Raw genomic sequence first — 14939 nt, forward strand, 5'->3', positions numbered from 1 at the left:
CGGAGAGTGTTATGTCTAAAACATCCATAAAATCGACAGCGCTTGAACAACGAGTCAGCCTGAGTGAACACGGTTTCGGTGCCTGGTCCATGCAGGCCATGACGCGCTACGGCTTACTATTATTGTGTATTTTATTGGTGCTGGTGTTCTCACTGACCACCCCGTCGTTTGCTTCCATGCTCACTTTGCAGGCCATTTTGTCCAGTAAATCAAAAATTGCTTTGCTGGCACTGGCCGCCACTATTCCGATGATTGTCGGCAAGATCGATTTAAACGTCGGTTTCGGTATTGTGCTCTGGCACATTCTGGCGATAACCCTGCAAGTGCAATACGGTTTTTCTTGGCAGGCTGCCGTCATAACCGTATTGATAATTTCGGCACTTTACGGGCTATTAAACGGCATATTGGTAGCATTAGCCGACATTGATAGCTTTGTGGCGACCTTAGGCTCCGGCACCGTGCTTTACGCCATCGCGTTATGGCACTCAGGTGGCCGTCAGATAGTCGGTGATCTTCCTGATGCTTTTATTGCACTGCACCATACCGAGATATTCGGCATTCCTATTGTTGCATTCTATGTATTGATTATCGCCGTGGTGCTGTGGCTCATTACCGAACATACCCCGCTTGGCCGCTGTATGTATGCCGTGGGTGGGAATCCCGCGGCCGCCCGGCTTAACGGGATTTCGGTCAACCGTTTTACTGTCGGTGCATTTATCACCTCCAGCGTGTTGACCGGATTCAGTGGTGTGCTCATCGCCTCGGAGCAAGGGGTTGGCCAGGCCAGTGTCGGTATGGACTATCTGTTACCAGCACTGGTCGGTGCCTTCCTCGGCAGTACCACCATCCGCCCAGGCCGGGTCAATGTATGGGGAACGGTAGTAGGGATTGCGATTCTGGCAATTGGTATTGCAGGTATTCAGCAATTCGGTGGCGAGTTCTGGGTTGAACCCTTGTTTAACGGTGCCACATTGCTGCTTTCCATCACCTTAGCCGGTTATGCCCAACGGCGCAGATTATTGAATCAAAAAGCCGTCAAGCCCAGCCAAACGCCGGGCAACACTAAAAAAGCTACAAATTCTTAACCTCACCAAGGAACAGAATATGAAACGCAATTTGATACTACAGGGCTTAGTTTTTACCACGCTATTTACCACAGCATTACCCGGCTGGGCTGACAGCTATCTTGATGAAGCCAAGGCCGCAGTCAGTAAGGCCACATCAACGGTGACTGAATGGGATGGCCCCACCAGTGGCCCAGCACTGCAACCCAATAAGCATATTATTTTTATTGCTTCTGATATGAAAAACGGCGGCGTGCAAGGAGTACAAGAAGGCTTATCACAAGCGGCCAAAGCCGCTGGCTGGAAGCTGGAAACACTTGATGGCGGAGGCTCGGTTAAAGATCAGTTATCATCATTAAATCAGGCGATTGCACAAAAACCTGACGGTATTGTTATCGGTGGTTGGAATCCCAATGTCGCGAAAATACCACTCAAAAAAGCCATTGCACAAGGTATTGTGCTGACCGCCTGGCATGCCGTCCCAGAGCCGGGTCCGGTGAAGAATTACAATATTTTTTATAATGTTACCTCCGACTCCAATGATGTAGCCCGTATTGCTGCACTGTATGCCGTAGCAAAATCAGAAGGTCAGGCCAAGGTACTGATTTTCACTGATTCGCTGTATCAAATCGCGTTGGACAAAGCCAATGTGATGAAACAAACCATTGAGAAATGCACCGGATGCCAGGTGATTGAATTTATTGATACCCCGTTGGCAGATACCGCCAACCGTATGCCAGCAATGACTTTCAGCCTGTTACAAAAATACGGTGATAACTTCCAATACGCTTTAGCAATTAACGACCTCTACTTTGATTTTATGGCCCCTGCCCTGAAAACGGCTGGTAAAGGTGGCAAGAACGCGCCTTACAATATTTCGGCGGGGGATGGCTCTATTTCTGCCTATCAACGCATCCGCTCTGGCGACAGCCAGTCAGCTACGGTGCCGGAGCCGTTGAAGCTGCATGGCTGGCAACTACTGGATGAATTTAACCGTGCATTCGCCAAACAGCCTCCCTCTGGCTACGTGACTCCTGCTCATTTGGTTACCCGCGACAATATAAGCAGCGACGGGGGTGATAAACAGATGTTTGACCCACAGAACGATTATCAGGGTCACTATAAAGCTATTTGGGGCGTGAAATAAGTCAGGCGTAAATACGCCGTCGGAGGCAGCAACCATGACCACATTAACGCTGGCTGAGACAGGTATTGGTGAATTATCGGCGGTGTTGGCCGCCGATAGCCCACTGGAATGTTTATGCTCCCCAGCTATCTGGGCGGAAGGGCCGGTCTGGTTACCACAAGAAAATGCGGTGGTATTCAGTGATGTAAAAGGGAACCGGATGTTTCGCTGGTGTCGCGACGGCGAACTCAGCCTCTACCGGTCACCGTCCAACTTTGCTAATGGTAATGCCCGTATGGCTAATGGCTCGATTGTCAGTTGTGAGCATGGCCGACGCGGTATCAGCCAGACTGATATACAAGGCAATATCACGCTATTAGTTGATCGTATCGACGGCAAGCGTTTTAACTCGCCCAACGACATTGTAGTGAAATCAGACGGTACCTTATGGTTTACCGATCCGCCTTATGGCATTACCGGCGACGACGAGGGCTATAAATCAGAAAGTCAGGTTATTGGCTGCTACTTGTACTGTTTCGATCCTAAAGATAGCTCACTACGTATCGCCGCTTGTGACTTACAGCGACCAAACGGGCTGGCTTTTTCGCCAGATGAACAACTGCTGTATGTGGCGGATATGTCAATTGTCGATTTCCCCACCCTCGGCCGGCGGCAGTTGCGGGTTTACCCCGTAATTGGGTTACAACTGGGTGATGGCCGTGTTTTTGCAGAAATATCACCGGGCTTCCCTGATGGATTCTGTGTCGATCATGCGGGCAATCTATTTTGCAGTTGTGCGGATGGTGTGCTGGTTTTTACCCCACAAGCAACATTACTGGGTAAGATTTCAGTTCCTGAGCGGGTATCAAATTGCACTTTTGGCGGACCGAACGGTGATGAACTTTATATCACTGCCGGTACTTCACTGTATCGCATCAGAGTGAATACTTATGGCTGAGAAAAACCCATAACCCAGCCCCCTATCCATGCCGGATTCATCCGGCATTAACCCTCGTAACCCCATAATAAAACAGGATTATCCTGCGTACGACCACGTCGTATCTGTGCGCCACACTGCCTAAATAATCAACAAAACGAGGTGGTGATCACATTTTGACTAAAAACAATATAACTGATTGTTTTTAAAAAACATTTAACTACGGCGCTGCTTTGACTTCACTTCTGTGGAGGTATAGCATTAATTTGAAATGTGATTTCGTATATTGAAATTTAGCGCATCAAAAAAATACACTTCAATTTTTAAATTATTCAGGGGAGCGCGCAATGAGAGTCAGTTACCAGCAGTTAAAGGCAGAGTTTAAACGGGTACTATTGGCGCGAAAAGTGAGTGAAGTTACCGCTGATGCTTGTGCCGAGATGTTTGCGCAATCCACTGAATACGGTGTTTATTCCCACGGCGTAAATCGATTCCCACGTTTTATTCAACAATTGGAAGCCGGTGATATCGTGCCTGATGCTATTCCAACGAAGGCATTAGCACTCGGGGCTATCGAGCAATGGGATGCTCATCAGGCTATTGGCAATTTAACCGCCAAACAAATGATGGATCGTGCCATGGTATTAGCGGATCAGCATGGTATTGGGGTGGTGGCCTTGCGCAATGCTAACCATTGGATGCGCGGTGGTGCCTACGGCTGGCAAGCGGCAGAACAAGGTTATATTGGCATCTGCTGGACAAACTCAATTGCTGTAATGCCGCCGTGGGGAGCCAAAGAGTGCCGTATCGGCACCAATCCTCTGATCATTGCCGTTCCCGGTGAAACCATCACTATGGTCGATATGTCTATGTCGATGTTCTCTTATGGCATGCTGGAAGTTAACCGATTGGCGGGCAATACATTGCCCGTGGATGGTGGTTTCGATAATGACGGCAATCTCACGCGGGATCCGGCCATTGTTGAGAAAAACCGGCGCATCCTGCCAATGGGTTATTGGAAAGGTTCTGGTTTATCCATTGTGCTGGATATGATTGCCACCCTGCTCTCTGGCGGTTTATCCGTTGCCGAAGTCACGCAAGACAAATCAGATGAATTCTGTATCTCACAAGTGTTTATTGCCATTGAAATCGACCGTCTGATTGATGGCAAAACTCGCGATGAAAAATTAAAACGCATTTGTGATTATGTCACTCAAGCTGAGCGCGATAACCCTGATGTCGCTATTCGTCTACCAGGGCATAAATTCCCACGCGTTAAAGCGGAAAATCAGCGCGATGGTATTCCCATTAATGACCTGGTTTGGAAAAAAATCTTAGAAATGTAATTAAAATCAATAAAATTCAGCAGGATACTTATTTTCATCTTGAAGGAGAATTAAGAGCAGTGAGTCCTTAAAATATTTAGCCAATGGATTAACCTCGAGAGTTTAAATAAATATCCAGCGGAATAATCTCGGATGAAAAATTAATCATCCTTAAATTTAAACATTAATAATAAATAGGAAAGGCGTCTTTTTATATAAATATACTTGATATTTATATCACTAGCTGTCGCCTCCTTATTGGCACTGTTGCTGCCCAAAATAGACAAAAAAGCTGACCGGAGGCTGAAATGGAATATTGGTTGGGTATCGATTGTGGCGGCACCTTTATTAAAGCGGGTCTGTATGACCGAGACGGTAACGAATGCGGGATCGCGCGGCAAAATTTAGCCATTATCAGCCCCCAGCCGGGATGGGCTGAGCGCGATATGACTGTGCTATGGCAGGCAATGAGTGCGGTGATTCGCCAACTGTTAGCCCGCCACACGATTCCCCCCAGCAGTATTCAGGGCGTGGGCATTTCTGCTCAAGGTAAGGGACTGTTTTTACTTGATAAAAAAGGTGAGCCATTAGGCAATGCCATATTATCCTCTGACCAACGGGCGCTGTCATTGGTTAAACAGTGGCAACGAGATGGCATCCCACAAATGCTCTATCCAATCACCCGCCAAACATTGTGGACCGGGCACCCGGTATCCTTGCTGCGCTGGTTGAAAGAACATCAACCCAGCCGTTATGAGCAGATTGGCAGCATTCTGATGGCCCACGACTATTTGCGTTACTGCCTGACCGACCAATTAGGTTGCGAAGAGACCAATATCTCAGAATCTAATCTCTATCCGATGGCCGAAGGTGGCTATCAACCCGCACTGGCACAACTGTTAGGTATCCCTGAAGTTATGGCAGCCCTGCCACCGATTGTGGGTTCGGCACAAATTGTCGGCACCATCACTCAGGCTGCCGCCAATGCCACCGGTCTGCCGGTTGGCCTCCCCGTTGTCGGCGGTTTGTTTGATGTGGTCTCTACCGCCCTCTGTGCTGGCCTGAAGGATGAAAGCCGATTAAATGCAGTGATGGGGACCTGGTCGGTGACCTCGGGAATCACCGACCAGCTTAAAGCTGATGTTGAATATCCCTTTGTTTATGGCCGTTATGCCGAAGCAGGTAAATACATCGTGCATGAAGCCAGCCCGACCTCTGCGGCCAATCTGGAATGGTTTACCCACCAATGGTTTGGTGCTGAGGGCGGGAAAACAGACTACCAACAGCTTAATCAATGGGTAGCACAGTTACCCAAAGCAGGTAGCCAGCTACTGTTTGTGCCGTTTTTATATGGCTCCAACGCTGGATTAGGAATGTGTGCCGGATTTTATGGCATGCAATCTTTCCACCAGCGCCAACATCTGGTGCAAGCCATCTACGAAGGGGTGGTATTCAGCCATATGACCCACCTCAACCGAATGCTGAAACGCTTTTCGGCCGTCAGCGCACTACGGATTACCGGCGGACCGGCTCAATCACTGCAATGGATGCAGATGTTTGCCGACATCAGCGGGTTACCGGTAGAGCTGCCGCAAGTTGAGGAGACGGGTTGCCTGGGCGCATCACTGGCGGCAATGGTTGGCACGGGGCGCTTTGTCGATTTCAGTGATGCTCAGCAGGCCTTAACCCCGCAACTGCACACTCTGCAACCCGATCAGCACGCCCGACAAGCATATCAGGAGAAATATCTCCGCTATCAGGCACTGGTTGCTGCTCTTGGCACTTTGCAATGAGCTTCTATTGCTCAGGCAAGGTTGCGGCACCGACTCTATTTAGGACATTGATACTATGACAACTCAGCACCTCAGGCCGCAATTACAACTCGCACTGGACAATACCCGGCTTGATGCCGCACTGGCGACCACCGCGTTGCTGCACCGCCATGTCGATATCATCGAGGCCGGTACCATCCTGTGTATCAGTGAAGGTATTCAGGCGGTCAAAACTCTACGTCAACGGTATCCACAACATACGCTGGTCGCTGATCTTAAAGTGGCTGACGCGGGCGCCACACTGGCGCAGCAAGCATTTTCTGCCGGCGCAAACTGGATGACGGTGATTTGCGCAGCCCCTCTCGCCACCATGGCAGCCGCATTGGAGGTGGCAAAGCAACATGATGGCGATATCCAGATAGAACTGTTTGGCCACTGGACGCTAAATGACGCTAAAAACTGGCGTGACTTAGGGTTAACTCAAGCCATTTATCATCGTGGCCGCGATGCTCAAGCCAGCGGACAAAGCTGGAGTCAGGCTGATCTAGAGAGGATGCAGACACTGTCCGACTTAGGAATCGAACTGTCGGTTACCGGCGGTATCACTCCTGCTGATTTACCCCTCTTCCACACCATTGCGGTACGTGCCTTTATTGTCGGCCGTGCACTGTCTGAAGCCGAACATCCCGTAGCCACCGCCACCGCGTTCCACCATGCCATTGACGCTATTTGGGGGAAATAATATGCGCCAACATCCATTAGGTATTTATGAAAAAGCATTGCCTAAACACTTGAGCTGGCCTGAGCGTTTAGCCTTAGCCAAAGCATGTGGTTTTGATTTTGTTGAAATGTCTATCGATGAAACAGATGAAAGGTTAGCGCGGCTCAGTTGGAGCAAAGCACAGCGTTTATCTCTGGTTGATGCCATGTTAGAAACCGGGATTGCAATCCCTTCCATGTGCTTGTCGGCTCATCGCCGCTTCCCTTTTGGCAGCCATGATGACGAGTTGAGAAAGCAGGCCTACCTTTTGATGCAACAAGCGATTCAATTGGCGAAAGACGTGGGTATCCGCACCATTCAGTTGGCGGGCTATGATGTCTATTACGAAGAGCAGGATGCTGGCACTCTAAAGCGCTTTACCGAAGGGCTGCAATGGGCAGTACAACAGGCAGCCGCCGCGCAGGTTATGTTGGCGGTCGAAATAATGGACACGCCGTTTATCAATTCGATCAGTAAATGGAAGGTCTGGGATAACTGCCTCGCTTCACCGTGGTTCACGGTTTATCCTGATGTCGGCAACCTGAGTGCCTGGGGTAATGATGTCAGTAATGAGTTATCGATAGGAATTGACCGTATTGCAGCCATTCATCTGAAAGATACTTATCCAGTCACTGACCAGTCACCAGGGCAATTTCGTGATGTGCCTTTTGGTGAAGGATGCGTGGATTTCGTCAATGTTTTTAAGACACTTAATCAACTCAATTATCGCGGCGCATTCCTGATTGAAATGTGGACGGAGAAAGCAGAGGAACCGGTGGCGGAAATTGTTCAGGCTCGCCGCTGGATTGAACAACGAATGCAACAAGGGGGACTCACCCCCTAATTTAACGTTGGCTGCATTACGGTATTGGCAAAGAAACGAATTGGGAACAAAAAACCTACAGAGACGGCTGACATTGGTTGTGTAAAGGTGTTTATCACCACCAACAATGATTTACATTATGATCTATTGCTTTTGAGTAGCGCTGGGTGTATTGCTATTTCTACAGGATGTGCTCATAATCAATTTCCGTTTCCGTGTAGCAATGGTTACTGGAACGCCGCCCCGATTGTTCATGCAATCGGGGCGTTTTATTTGGTCGCTATCCACCATTTCTCGCGCCAAAAACGCGCAACCGCCCCCCTACCGTGCATCTCTCACTATTTAGCTTTTGCCCTGACAATGATAAATACGGAACAAAATAATACTTTCCATCCGTTTTTCTTCCGTATTTTGTTGCCTATGATTTGTTCACCGGTCAACGAGGGGAGAAATATAATGCAAAAGATTACAGACGATCTGTCGGATCTCGAACGCTACTTCCAACAAACACACCAGCAATGCACCGCCAAAACACCTTGGTTTACGCGTTGGCTATATCTTCCGGTAGCAGAAAGAATGCAAATACTGGATGACTTACTGCTGCCATATTCAGAGAAGCCACAGCAGAAGCAATAAGCGCTGTGAGTGAATGCAGATAGTTGACCTCATGAAGAGAGGCCCAGACGGGAGGTGGCTGCAACGGGCTCACTCAGATGTGTGCGTTTTAGCCAACTCTATGGCAGCTTGAATCGCTGAGCGCGCTTGCGGGCTATTCTTCCAACAAGTAGAACCCACCATGGCCGCCGCACTGGTGACAATTTCACCCATATCCGCCTGACTGAGTTGCGCAAGGGAGGTAAAACCGAGTTGTTCCAGGCGGGTGACTACCGTTGGCCCGACCCCTTTGACGGCTAACAGCGCATTGCGTTCATCGGCGTTAAAGGCCATATCAGCTTACTCCACATTTAACTATTAGAGCCGTTTTCTGGCCGCATTCTCCGCACTGAAGAACCAGAGTTCTGGCATACGGTTAGGATAAAAACGAATTTCGTAAGTATCTTTCAGGGGGGCTAAACGCCAACGCGGCCGGGCTTCACGCTTAGGTTTTAAAAAACGTAACCGACCACGCGCACGCGCGGCCTGCGTATCTAACACCCATGCAGCAGAAGCCGATAGTGGCTGACGAGTATATTCGTCTTCAACGCTGATATCACAAATGCACAAAACCGTATTCCTTGCAGAAATTAATGCTGACATGATTATTCTGGATCTACCCTATTGAACCAACTGTTGCTCGCCAGAGATTTGATCTATATCACATATAAGTTACCGTAGCGTTAGCAGCATTTATTCACTCAACCCGCTCACTTACCAGTGATTCATCAGCTATGAGTTAATCCCCGATAGCCTTTTGCCTGACGTATCGCGTAGAGTGGCAAAGTAGGGAATAATGCACTGTTGCAATATATTTACCCAATGTACGACTAATTGCCTGATATGCTTTACTTTCATCGGGGCGTTTGATGTTATTTTCGGAGTAAGACTGATGCAAGATATTTTCGAATTATGTAAAGCCATTGGTTTAGGCTTGGTATTACTGCTGCCACTGGCAAACCCGTTGACAACGGTAGCCCTATTACTTGGGTTATCTGGCAACATGACCAGCGAGGAGCGCAATCAGCAATCGAAGATGGCATCAATCTATGTCTTCTTTATTATGACCATCGCTTATTATGCCGGCCAGGTTGTGATGAATACCTTCGGTATTTCTATTCCCGGTTTGCGGATTGCCGGTGGGCTAATTGTGGCGTTTATTGGTTTTCGTATGCTTTTTCCGCAGCAATCAGCTGAAGATACGCAATTAGAAGCAAAATCGCAGGATTTAAAGAAGCGAAAATCTATTAATATCGCCTTTGTGCCACTGGCGATGCCAAGTACCGCTGGGCCAGGTACTATTGCCATGATAATCAGTTCTGCCGCATCAATGAAAGGCCATGCTGTATTCAGCCCATGGGTCGTTACGGTTGCCCCAGTGCTGATTTTTCTTTGTGTTTCATTGATTTTATGGGGTTCACTGCTCAGTTCCGGGGCCATTATGCGCTGGGTGGGCAAAAGCGGCATTGAAGCTATTTCACGCTTGATGGGGTTCTTGCTGGTGTGTATGGGCGTACAATTTATTATAAACGGCATCCTGGACATTATTGCCAACTACCATCCAGCACTTGCATAACCAAGAGTGAGATTGGAGAGGGAAACGCTAGCCGATGTTTATACTGATAACAGTTACGGCGCCTATAAGACTACATCGGTTAGCGTTTTAATATTACTCTGACATTGCCCGGTACGCGGTATCTACTTTCCACAAATAGCGTGGTGCTTGTGCGGCCGGATGTTTCTTTTGTATATGCTGATAAAACTCGTTCGGGCTAAGACTATTTATTTTATTTACTGCCAGACGTTTATCTGATGAAAAAGTCCGTAGCATCGCCCCCGCACCATTGGCATAAGAAACGATGGTGGCATAACGCAATGTTTGCGGATCACTTATCCCCGCTAACTGCTGGTTTTGCAAAATATTGATATACGCCGCGCCAATATCAATATTCTTCACCGGATCTTTTAATTCACCTGAACTCGGTTGACCATCGCGCCCTTTCATTCGGTAGGCATCTCGACCAGCGGTAGAGGCTTTAATCTGCATCAAACCCACAGCATTCGAGGTGCTCACCACATCAGGATTGTAACCAGACTCCACCTGAATAATGGCTTTAATCAACGTTTCATCAACGCCGTAATGGCTAGCTGCTTGTTTAATTACATCGCTATAGGCAACTGTACTTGAACCGCCGCTGCTTTTCGGTGCGTTAAGTAAACCACCCTGTGGCGCTTTCTTCAGCCACCCGTTATTTGCTTGTGGTGACGGAGTTTGTTTAGCACACCCCGCCAGCAATAAAATTGCCATTAGGCAACCGACTTTTGGATTCACAGTATTCCCCGTGCTGATAAGCCGTTTTGTAGCATATACAAGTTGTCACCTCGTCCAAATAGATTTTTTGGCCTAGCTTGACCATTATCAACATAATGATCAGGCTATATTCAGTAACTATCGGTAAGTTTTAGTTTATTGTATGGCAAGGCTTGACTTCATCGCTAATGATATTGATAATCATTTTCATTTAAAGAAAGGGAACATCGCCATGTTTATTAAGCAAAAAATACCCTACCTGCACTCAATTAGCCGTATTACACCCCGTTTTTTACCTGCCATTACCCTATTGGCTCTTGTTGCATTCTCCTCGATGATCAGCAACTCAGCCTTGGCAGAAAATAAACCCAGCGACTCTGATAAAAAATTCAAAATTGTGACTACATTCACAATTATTCAAGATATTGCGCAGAATGTCGCCGGTGATGCTGCCATTGTTGAGTCAATCACCAAACCCGGCGCAGAAATTCACGACTATCAGCCCACGCCACGAGATATCGTGAAGGCACAATCAGCAGACTTGATTCTCTGGAATGGGATGAACCTGGAGCGCTGGTTTGAGCGTTTCTTTGAAAATATTAAAGATGTCCCTTCGGCTGTGGTTACAGATGGCATCACCCCCCTGCCTATCCGTGAAGGGCCATATAAAGGTATTCCGAATCCACATGCCTGGATGTCACCATCAAACGCTTTAATCTATATTGAGAATATTCGTAAAGCACTGGTGGAGCACGATCCCACCCATGCTGAAACCTATAATCGTAATGCCAAAGCTTATGCTGAAAAAATTGCCGCCTTGGATGCCCCGTTGCGTGAGCGTTTATCTCGCATCCCCGCACAGCAACGGTGGCTAGTGACCAGTGAAGGTGCCTTCAGTTATCTGGCAAAAGATTATGGTTTTAAAGAAGTTTACTTGTGGCCAATTAATGCGGAAGAGCAAGGTTCCCCGCAACAAGTGCGCCACGTGATTGATACCATGCGCGCAAATAAAATCCCGGTGATATTCAGTGAAAGTACTATTTCCGATAAACCGGCGAAACAAGTTAGCAAAGAAACCGGTGCACAATATGGTGGTGTGTTATATGTAGATTCTCTGTCGAATGAAAAGGGGCCGGTCCCCACTTATATCGATCTGATTAACGCCACTGTACAAACTATCGCGAAAGGATTTGGTCAATGAGCCATGCTGTTTTTGTCCGCCCGGAGCTGGTAGTGGATAATGTCACTGTCACTTATAACAACGGGCATACTGCTATCTATGACGCCAGTTTCTCACTGACCGGTGGCACAATTTGCGCCTTGGTCGGTGTGAATGGTAGCGGTAAGTCGACACTGTTTAAAAGTATTATGGGGTTAGTTAAACCCAGTGTCGGGAAAGTAGAGCTGAGTCATAAACCCATCAGCCATGCCTTAAAACAAAATACCATCGCTTACGTGCCGCAGACCGAAGATGTCGACTGGAATTTCCCAGTGTTGGTGGAAGACGTGGTCATGATGGGCCGTTATGGCAAAATGAATTTTCTGCGCATCCCGAGCCGGGAAGATAAAACCATTGTCGATAAAGCCATTGAGAGAGTCGGCTTGACGGCATTACGGTCACGTCAGATCGGTGAGCTATCGGGGGGGCAAAAGAAACGGGTGTTTCTGGCCCGCGCGTTGGCACAGCAAGGCTCAGTCTTGTTATTGGACGAGCCGTTCACCGGCGTTGACGTCAAAACAGAAAATGCCATTATTGATTTATTGCGGGCATTGCGCGATGAAGGCCATCTGATTCTGGTTTCCACGCATAACCTCGGTAGCGTGCCAGAATTTTGTGACCACGTGATTCTGATTAACCAAACCGTGCTAGCCGCCGGGCCGACCGAAACCACCTTTACCCAAAAGAATCTCGAAATGACTTTTGGTGGTGTTCTGCGCCATATCAATCTCTCCGGTACGGCACTGCACGATGATAATGACCCACGCACCGTCACGGTCATTACCGATGATGAACGTCCTGCGGTATTTTATGGTCACACCAAGAATGACCCGCCGGCACAGAGTCAGTCAAAGGAGAATAACCCCTGATGCTGGAACTGTTACTGCAACCGTTTAACTACAATTACATGGTCAAGGCTATCTGGGTCAGTGCGATTGTTGGTGCCGTCTGCGCATTCTTATCGGCATATCTGATGCTGAAAGGTTGGTCGCTGATGGGGGATGCGCTATCGCACTCCGTCGTTCCGGGGGTTGCTGGCGCTTATGCTCTTGGGCTGCCTTATGCCGCTGGTGCATTCTTTACCGGCATGCTCGCCGCATTGGCGATGACATTAGTGCGCCATATCACTCGTCTGCGTGAAGATGCCATCATTGGTTTCATCTTCTCGACCTTTTTTGCTGTTGGTTTATTAATTGTTTCGCTCAACCCTACCTCGGTCAATGTCCAGTCGATCATTTTCGGTAATATTCTGGGGATAGCAGACGAAGATGTATTGCAGGTAGAGATCATAATTTTGGTTTCGTTTGTGATTCTATGTCTGATCTGGAAAGACTTGCTGGCGGTGTTTTTCGATGAAAGCCACGCTATGTCGATAGGACTATCACCCCTGCGCCTGAAAATTTTGTTCTTCACCCTGTTAAGTGCCTGTACTGTCGCGGCTTTACAGACTGTTGGCGCGATCTTAGTCATTGCCATGGTGGTGACCCCCGGGGCGACTGCTTACCTACTCACGGACCGTTTCAGCCGCTTACTGATGATAGCGATTGCCATTGGTGCCTTTACCAGTGCCTTTGGTGCATATCTCAGCTTCTATCTGGACGGCGCAACAGGCGGGGTCATTGTGACCTTACAAACACTGGTCTTCCTCTTAGCCTTTTTCTTCGCGCCGAAACACGGATTACTGGCGACCCGTTTTCGTTCGCGGCAAAAACGCCGTCACCCACTACCCCACCTGCCAGAGGATAATGTATGAATACATTGTTTAGTCTGGTCAGCGAACCCTTCGCCTACCCCTTTATGCAACGGGCGATAGTGGCCGCGATTATTACCGGTGTGGTGTGTGCAGTCTTGTCTTGTTATCTGGTGTTAAAAGGCTGGTCATTAATGGGGGATGCTATCTCTCATGCCGTGCTACCAGGCATTGTGCTGGCCTTTTGGCTCGGTATTCCGCTGGTTATCGGTGCCTTTGTCTCAGGTATATTCTGCGCGATTGCCACCGGTTATTTAAAAGATAATAGCCGGGTCAAAGAAGATACCGTTATGGGGATTGTGTTCTCCGGTATGTTCGCATTTGGCCTGGTGCTATTTTCCCGCATGGATACAGACCAGCACCTCAGCCATATTTTATTCGGCAATATGCTGGGTATTTCATTAGCGGAACTGAAACAGACATTGTGGATTGCCGGCTTCACTCTGTTGGTGGTGCTATTAAAGCGTAAAGATTTCATGCTCTACTGCTTTGATCCAAACCATGCCAGGGTGATTGGGCTGCCGGTCAAATTGCTGCACTATGGCTTACTTTGCCTGCTAGCATTGACCATCGTGGCATCATTGCAGGCGGTTGGGGTTATTCTGGTTATCGCCATGTTAATCGCCCCCGGTATTATCGCCTTTATGGTTTGCCGTAGTTTTGATCAAATGCTGATTGTTGCCACACTGGTGTCAGTGGTGGCCTGTGTGCTGGGCACCTTAATCAGTTTCCATATTGATGGTGCCACGGGTCCCTGTATTGTCATTATTCAGGCACTGTTCTTTGTGGTCGCCCTGATTTATAGCCATATAAAACCCGTAAAGGGCCGAAAAATATCCCCTCAGGCCAAAGCTGCTAGCGCTAAAAACCTGCCGAAAGGTAACCTGCTATAATCAATTAAGTCCCAATAAATATGCCGGATGGCCATTACGCTGTACGGCATATTTATTATTCAGATTCAGCCAGCAGCAAGTTTTTTACCATGCCATTTTTGTCGTAATATGAGCAAAACAGCGAAACGACTAACACTTTACCAGTAGAATCAGTCTTTTGTTTGATCCGGCACGGGTATCCCTGTGCGCCAGCTCTTGTTCTTCGCAGCATAAAGACGCTAACCTAATGATCTGTAGCCAGAGTCATTGGACTTGCAGGTAGCAGCGAATGTCAAATCGGCCGGGAGTCGATTTAAATAGCATTA

Annotated in this window: 16 protein-coding genes; 13 read left to right on the forward strand and 3 right to left on the reverse strand. The window is 48.1% G+C overall.

The features are described 5' to 3' along the window. Positions 1–11: 11 nt before the first annotated feature. From Q2T72_RS12240 to Q2T72_RS12275, 8 genes are all read left to right on the forward strand, one after another. A complete protein-coding gene (locus Q2T72_RS12240) occupies positions 12–1085 on the forward strand; it encodes an ABC transporter permease (protein ID WP_372559151.1) in 1074 nt (357 codons plus the stop codon). A gap of 19 nt (positions 1086–1104) precedes the next feature. Next, positions 1105–2211 carry a substrate-binding domain-containing protein gene (locus Q2T72_RS12245; RefSeq protein ID WP_083158690.1) on the forward strand — a complete coding sequence of 369 codons (1107 nt, stop codon included), beginning with the start codon at positions 1105–1107 and terminating at the stop codon, positions 2209–2211. A 34-nt stretch (positions 2212–2245) separates the two neighbouring features. Further along, complete coding sequence (locus tag Q2T72_RS12250) at positions 2246–3148, forward strand: SMP-30/gluconolactonase/LRE family protein (protein WP_227746531.1); 903 nt, start codon at positions 2246–2248, stop codon at positions 3146–3148. A gap of 326 nt (positions 3149–3474) precedes the next feature. Beyond that, entirely contained in the window at positions 3475–4473 is a 999-nt protein-coding gene (yiaK, locus tag Q2T72_RS12255) for a 3-dehydro-L-gulonate 2-dehydrogenase (protein WP_372569239.1), read from the forward strand. A 287-nt stretch (positions 4474–4760) separates the two neighbouring features. After that, entirely contained in the window at positions 4761–6245 is a 1485-nt protein-coding gene (locus Q2T72_RS12260) for an FGGY-family carbohydrate kinase (RefSeq protein ID WP_372569240.1), read from the forward strand. A 55-nt stretch (positions 6246–6300) separates the two neighbouring features. Further along, the gene (ulaD, locus tag Q2T72_RS12265) at positions 6301–6966 is read left to right on the forward strand and encodes a 3-keto-L-gulonate-6-phosphate decarboxylase UlaD (protein ID WP_083158687.1); all 666 of its coding nucleotides are present in this window, start codon (positions 6301–6303) and stop codon (positions 6964–6966) included. 1 nt (position 6967) lies between these two features. After that, complete coding sequence (locus Q2T72_RS12270) at positions 6968–7828, forward strand: L-ribulose-5-phosphate 3-epimerase (RefSeq protein WP_083158686.1); 861 nt, start codon at positions 6968–6970, stop codon at positions 7826–7828. A gap of 435 nt (positions 7829–8263) precedes the next feature. Further along, positions 8264–8443, forward strand: a complete 180-nt coding sequence (locus Q2T72_RS12275; protein ID WP_083163601.1) for a hypothetical protein — start codon at positions 8264–8266, stop codon at positions 8441–8443. Positions 8444–8512: 69 nt separating this feature from the next. Here Q2T72_RS12275 and Q2T72_RS12280 read toward each other — a convergent pair whose 3' ends face one another. Continuing rightward, entirely contained in the window at positions 8513–8755 is a 243-nt protein-coding gene (locus tag Q2T72_RS12280) for a Pathogenicity locus (protein WP_083158685.1), read from the reverse strand. Between the two features lie 24 nt (positions 8756–8779). Next, positions 8780–9031 (reverse strand): hypothetical protein, encoded by a 252-nt coding sequence (locus tag Q2T72_RS12285; protein ID WP_193784813.1) that lies wholly within the window; start codon positions 9029–9031, stop codon positions 8780–8782. Between the two features lie 322 nt (positions 9032–9353). Between Q2T72_RS12285 and Q2T72_RS12290 the strand changes: the two genes are divergently transcribed. Then, complete coding sequence (locus Q2T72_RS12290; protein ID WP_083158683.1) at positions 9354–10037, forward strand: MarC family NAAT transporter; 684 nt, start codon at positions 9354–9356, stop codon at positions 10035–10037. A 93-nt stretch (positions 10038–10130) separates the two neighbouring features. Here Q2T72_RS12290 and Q2T72_RS12295 read toward each other — a convergent pair whose 3' ends face one another. Beyond that, entirely contained in the window at positions 10131–10793 is a 663-nt protein-coding gene (locus tag Q2T72_RS12295) for a transglycosylase SLT domain-containing protein (RefSeq protein ID WP_372569241.1), read from the reverse strand. Positions 10794–11004: 211 nt separating this feature from the next. On the opposite strand from Q2T72_RS12295, the gene yfeA reads away from it, so the two are divergent. Genes yfeA through yfeD form a run of 4 tightly spaced genes read left to right on the forward strand, consistent with a single transcriptional unit; the run spans position 11005 to position 14634 of the window. After that, a complete protein-coding gene (gene yfeA, locus Q2T72_RS12300) occupies positions 11005–11973 on the forward strand; it encodes an iron/manganese ABC transporter substrate-binding protein YfeA (protein ID WP_083158681.1) in 969 nt (322 codons plus the stop codon). Then, a complete protein-coding gene (yfeB, locus tag Q2T72_RS12305; protein WP_083158680.1) occupies positions 11970–12860 on the forward strand; it encodes an iron/manganese ABC transporter ATP-binding protein YfeB in 891 nt (296 codons plus the stop codon). The genes yfeA and yfeB overlap by 4 nt, the downstream gene beginning before the upstream one ends. Then, positions 12860–13744: an iron/manganese ABC transporter permease subunit YfeC gene (gene yfeC, locus Q2T72_RS12310; RefSeq protein ID WP_083158679.1), complete on the forward strand. Its 885-nt coding sequence runs from the start codon at positions 12860–12862 to the stop codon at positions 13742–13744. The genes yfeB and yfeC overlap by 1 nt, the downstream gene beginning before the upstream one ends. Continuing rightward, positions 13741–14634, forward strand: coding sequence for an iron/manganese ABC transporter permease subunit YfeD (yfeD, locus tag Q2T72_RS12315; RefSeq protein ID WP_083158678.1), 894 nt, complete (start codon positions 13741–13743; stop codon positions 14632–14634). Before yfeC ends, yfeD begins: the two co-directional genes overlap by 4 nt. Positions 14635–14939 lie beyond the last annotated feature (305 nt).

The organism is Yersinia sp. 2466 StPb PI, from assembly GCF_041538325.1.
GTDB classification, from domain to species: Bacteria; Pseudomonadota; Gammaproteobacteria; order Enterobacterales; family Enterobacteriaceae; genus Yersinia; species Yersinia enterocolitica_E.

Excerpts from the sequence above, each read along its gene's own strand:
- ulaD (WP_083158687.1), top strand. The coding sequence starts at position 6,301 with ATGACAACTCAGCACCTCAGGCCGCAATTACAACTCGCACTGGACAAT.
- yfeD (WP_083158678.1), top strand. The coding sequence starts at position 13,741 with ATGAATACATTGTTTAGTCTGGTCAGCGAACCCTTCGCCTACCCCTTT.
- yfeC (WP_083158679.1), top strand. The coding sequence starts at position 12,860 with ATGCTGGAACTGTTACTGCAACCGTTTAACTACAATTACATGGTCAAG.
- Q2T72_RS12290 (WP_083158683.1), top strand. The coding sequence starts at position 9,354 with ATGCAAGATATTTTCGAATTATGTAAAGCCATTGGTTTAGGCTTGGTA.
- yfeB (WP_083158680.1), top strand. The coding sequence starts at position 11,970 with ATGAGCCATGCTGTTTTTGTCCGCCCGGAGCTGGTAGTGGATAATGTC.
- Q2T72_RS12275 (WP_083163601.1), top strand. The coding sequence starts at position 8,264 with ATGCAAAAGATTACAGACGATCTGTCGGATCTCGAACGCTACTTCCAA.
- yiaK (WP_372569239.1), top strand. The coding sequence starts at position 3,475 with ATGAGAGTCAGTTACCAGCAGTTAAAGGCAGAGTTTAAACGGGTACTA.
- Q2T72_RS12240 (WP_372559151.1), top strand. The coding sequence starts at position 12 with ATGTCTAAAACATCCATAAAATCGACAGCGCTTGAACAACGAGTCAGC.
- Q2T72_RS12245 (WP_083158690.1), top strand. The coding sequence starts at position 1,105 with ATGAAACGCAATTTGATACTACAGGGCTTAGTTTTTACCACGCTATTT.
- Q2T72_RS12280 (WP_083158685.1), bottom strand. The coding sequence starts at position 8,755 with ATGGCCTTTAACGCCGATGAACGCAATGCGCTGTTAGCCGTCAAAGGG.
- Q2T72_RS12270 (WP_083158686.1), top strand. The coding sequence starts at position 6,968 with ATGCGCCAACATCCATTAGGTATTTATGAAAAAGCATTGCCTAAACAC.
- Q2T72_RS12260 (WP_372569240.1), top strand. The coding sequence starts at position 4,761 with ATGGAATATTGGTTGGGTATCGATTGTGGCGGCACCTTTATTAAAGCG.
- yfeA (WP_083158681.1), top strand. The coding sequence starts at position 11,005 with ATGTTTATTAAGCAAAAAATACCCTACCTGCACTCAATTAGCCGTATT.
- Q2T72_RS12250 (WP_227746531.1), top strand. The coding sequence starts at position 2,246 with ATGACCACATTAACGCTGGCTGAGACAGGTATTGGTGAATTATCGGCG.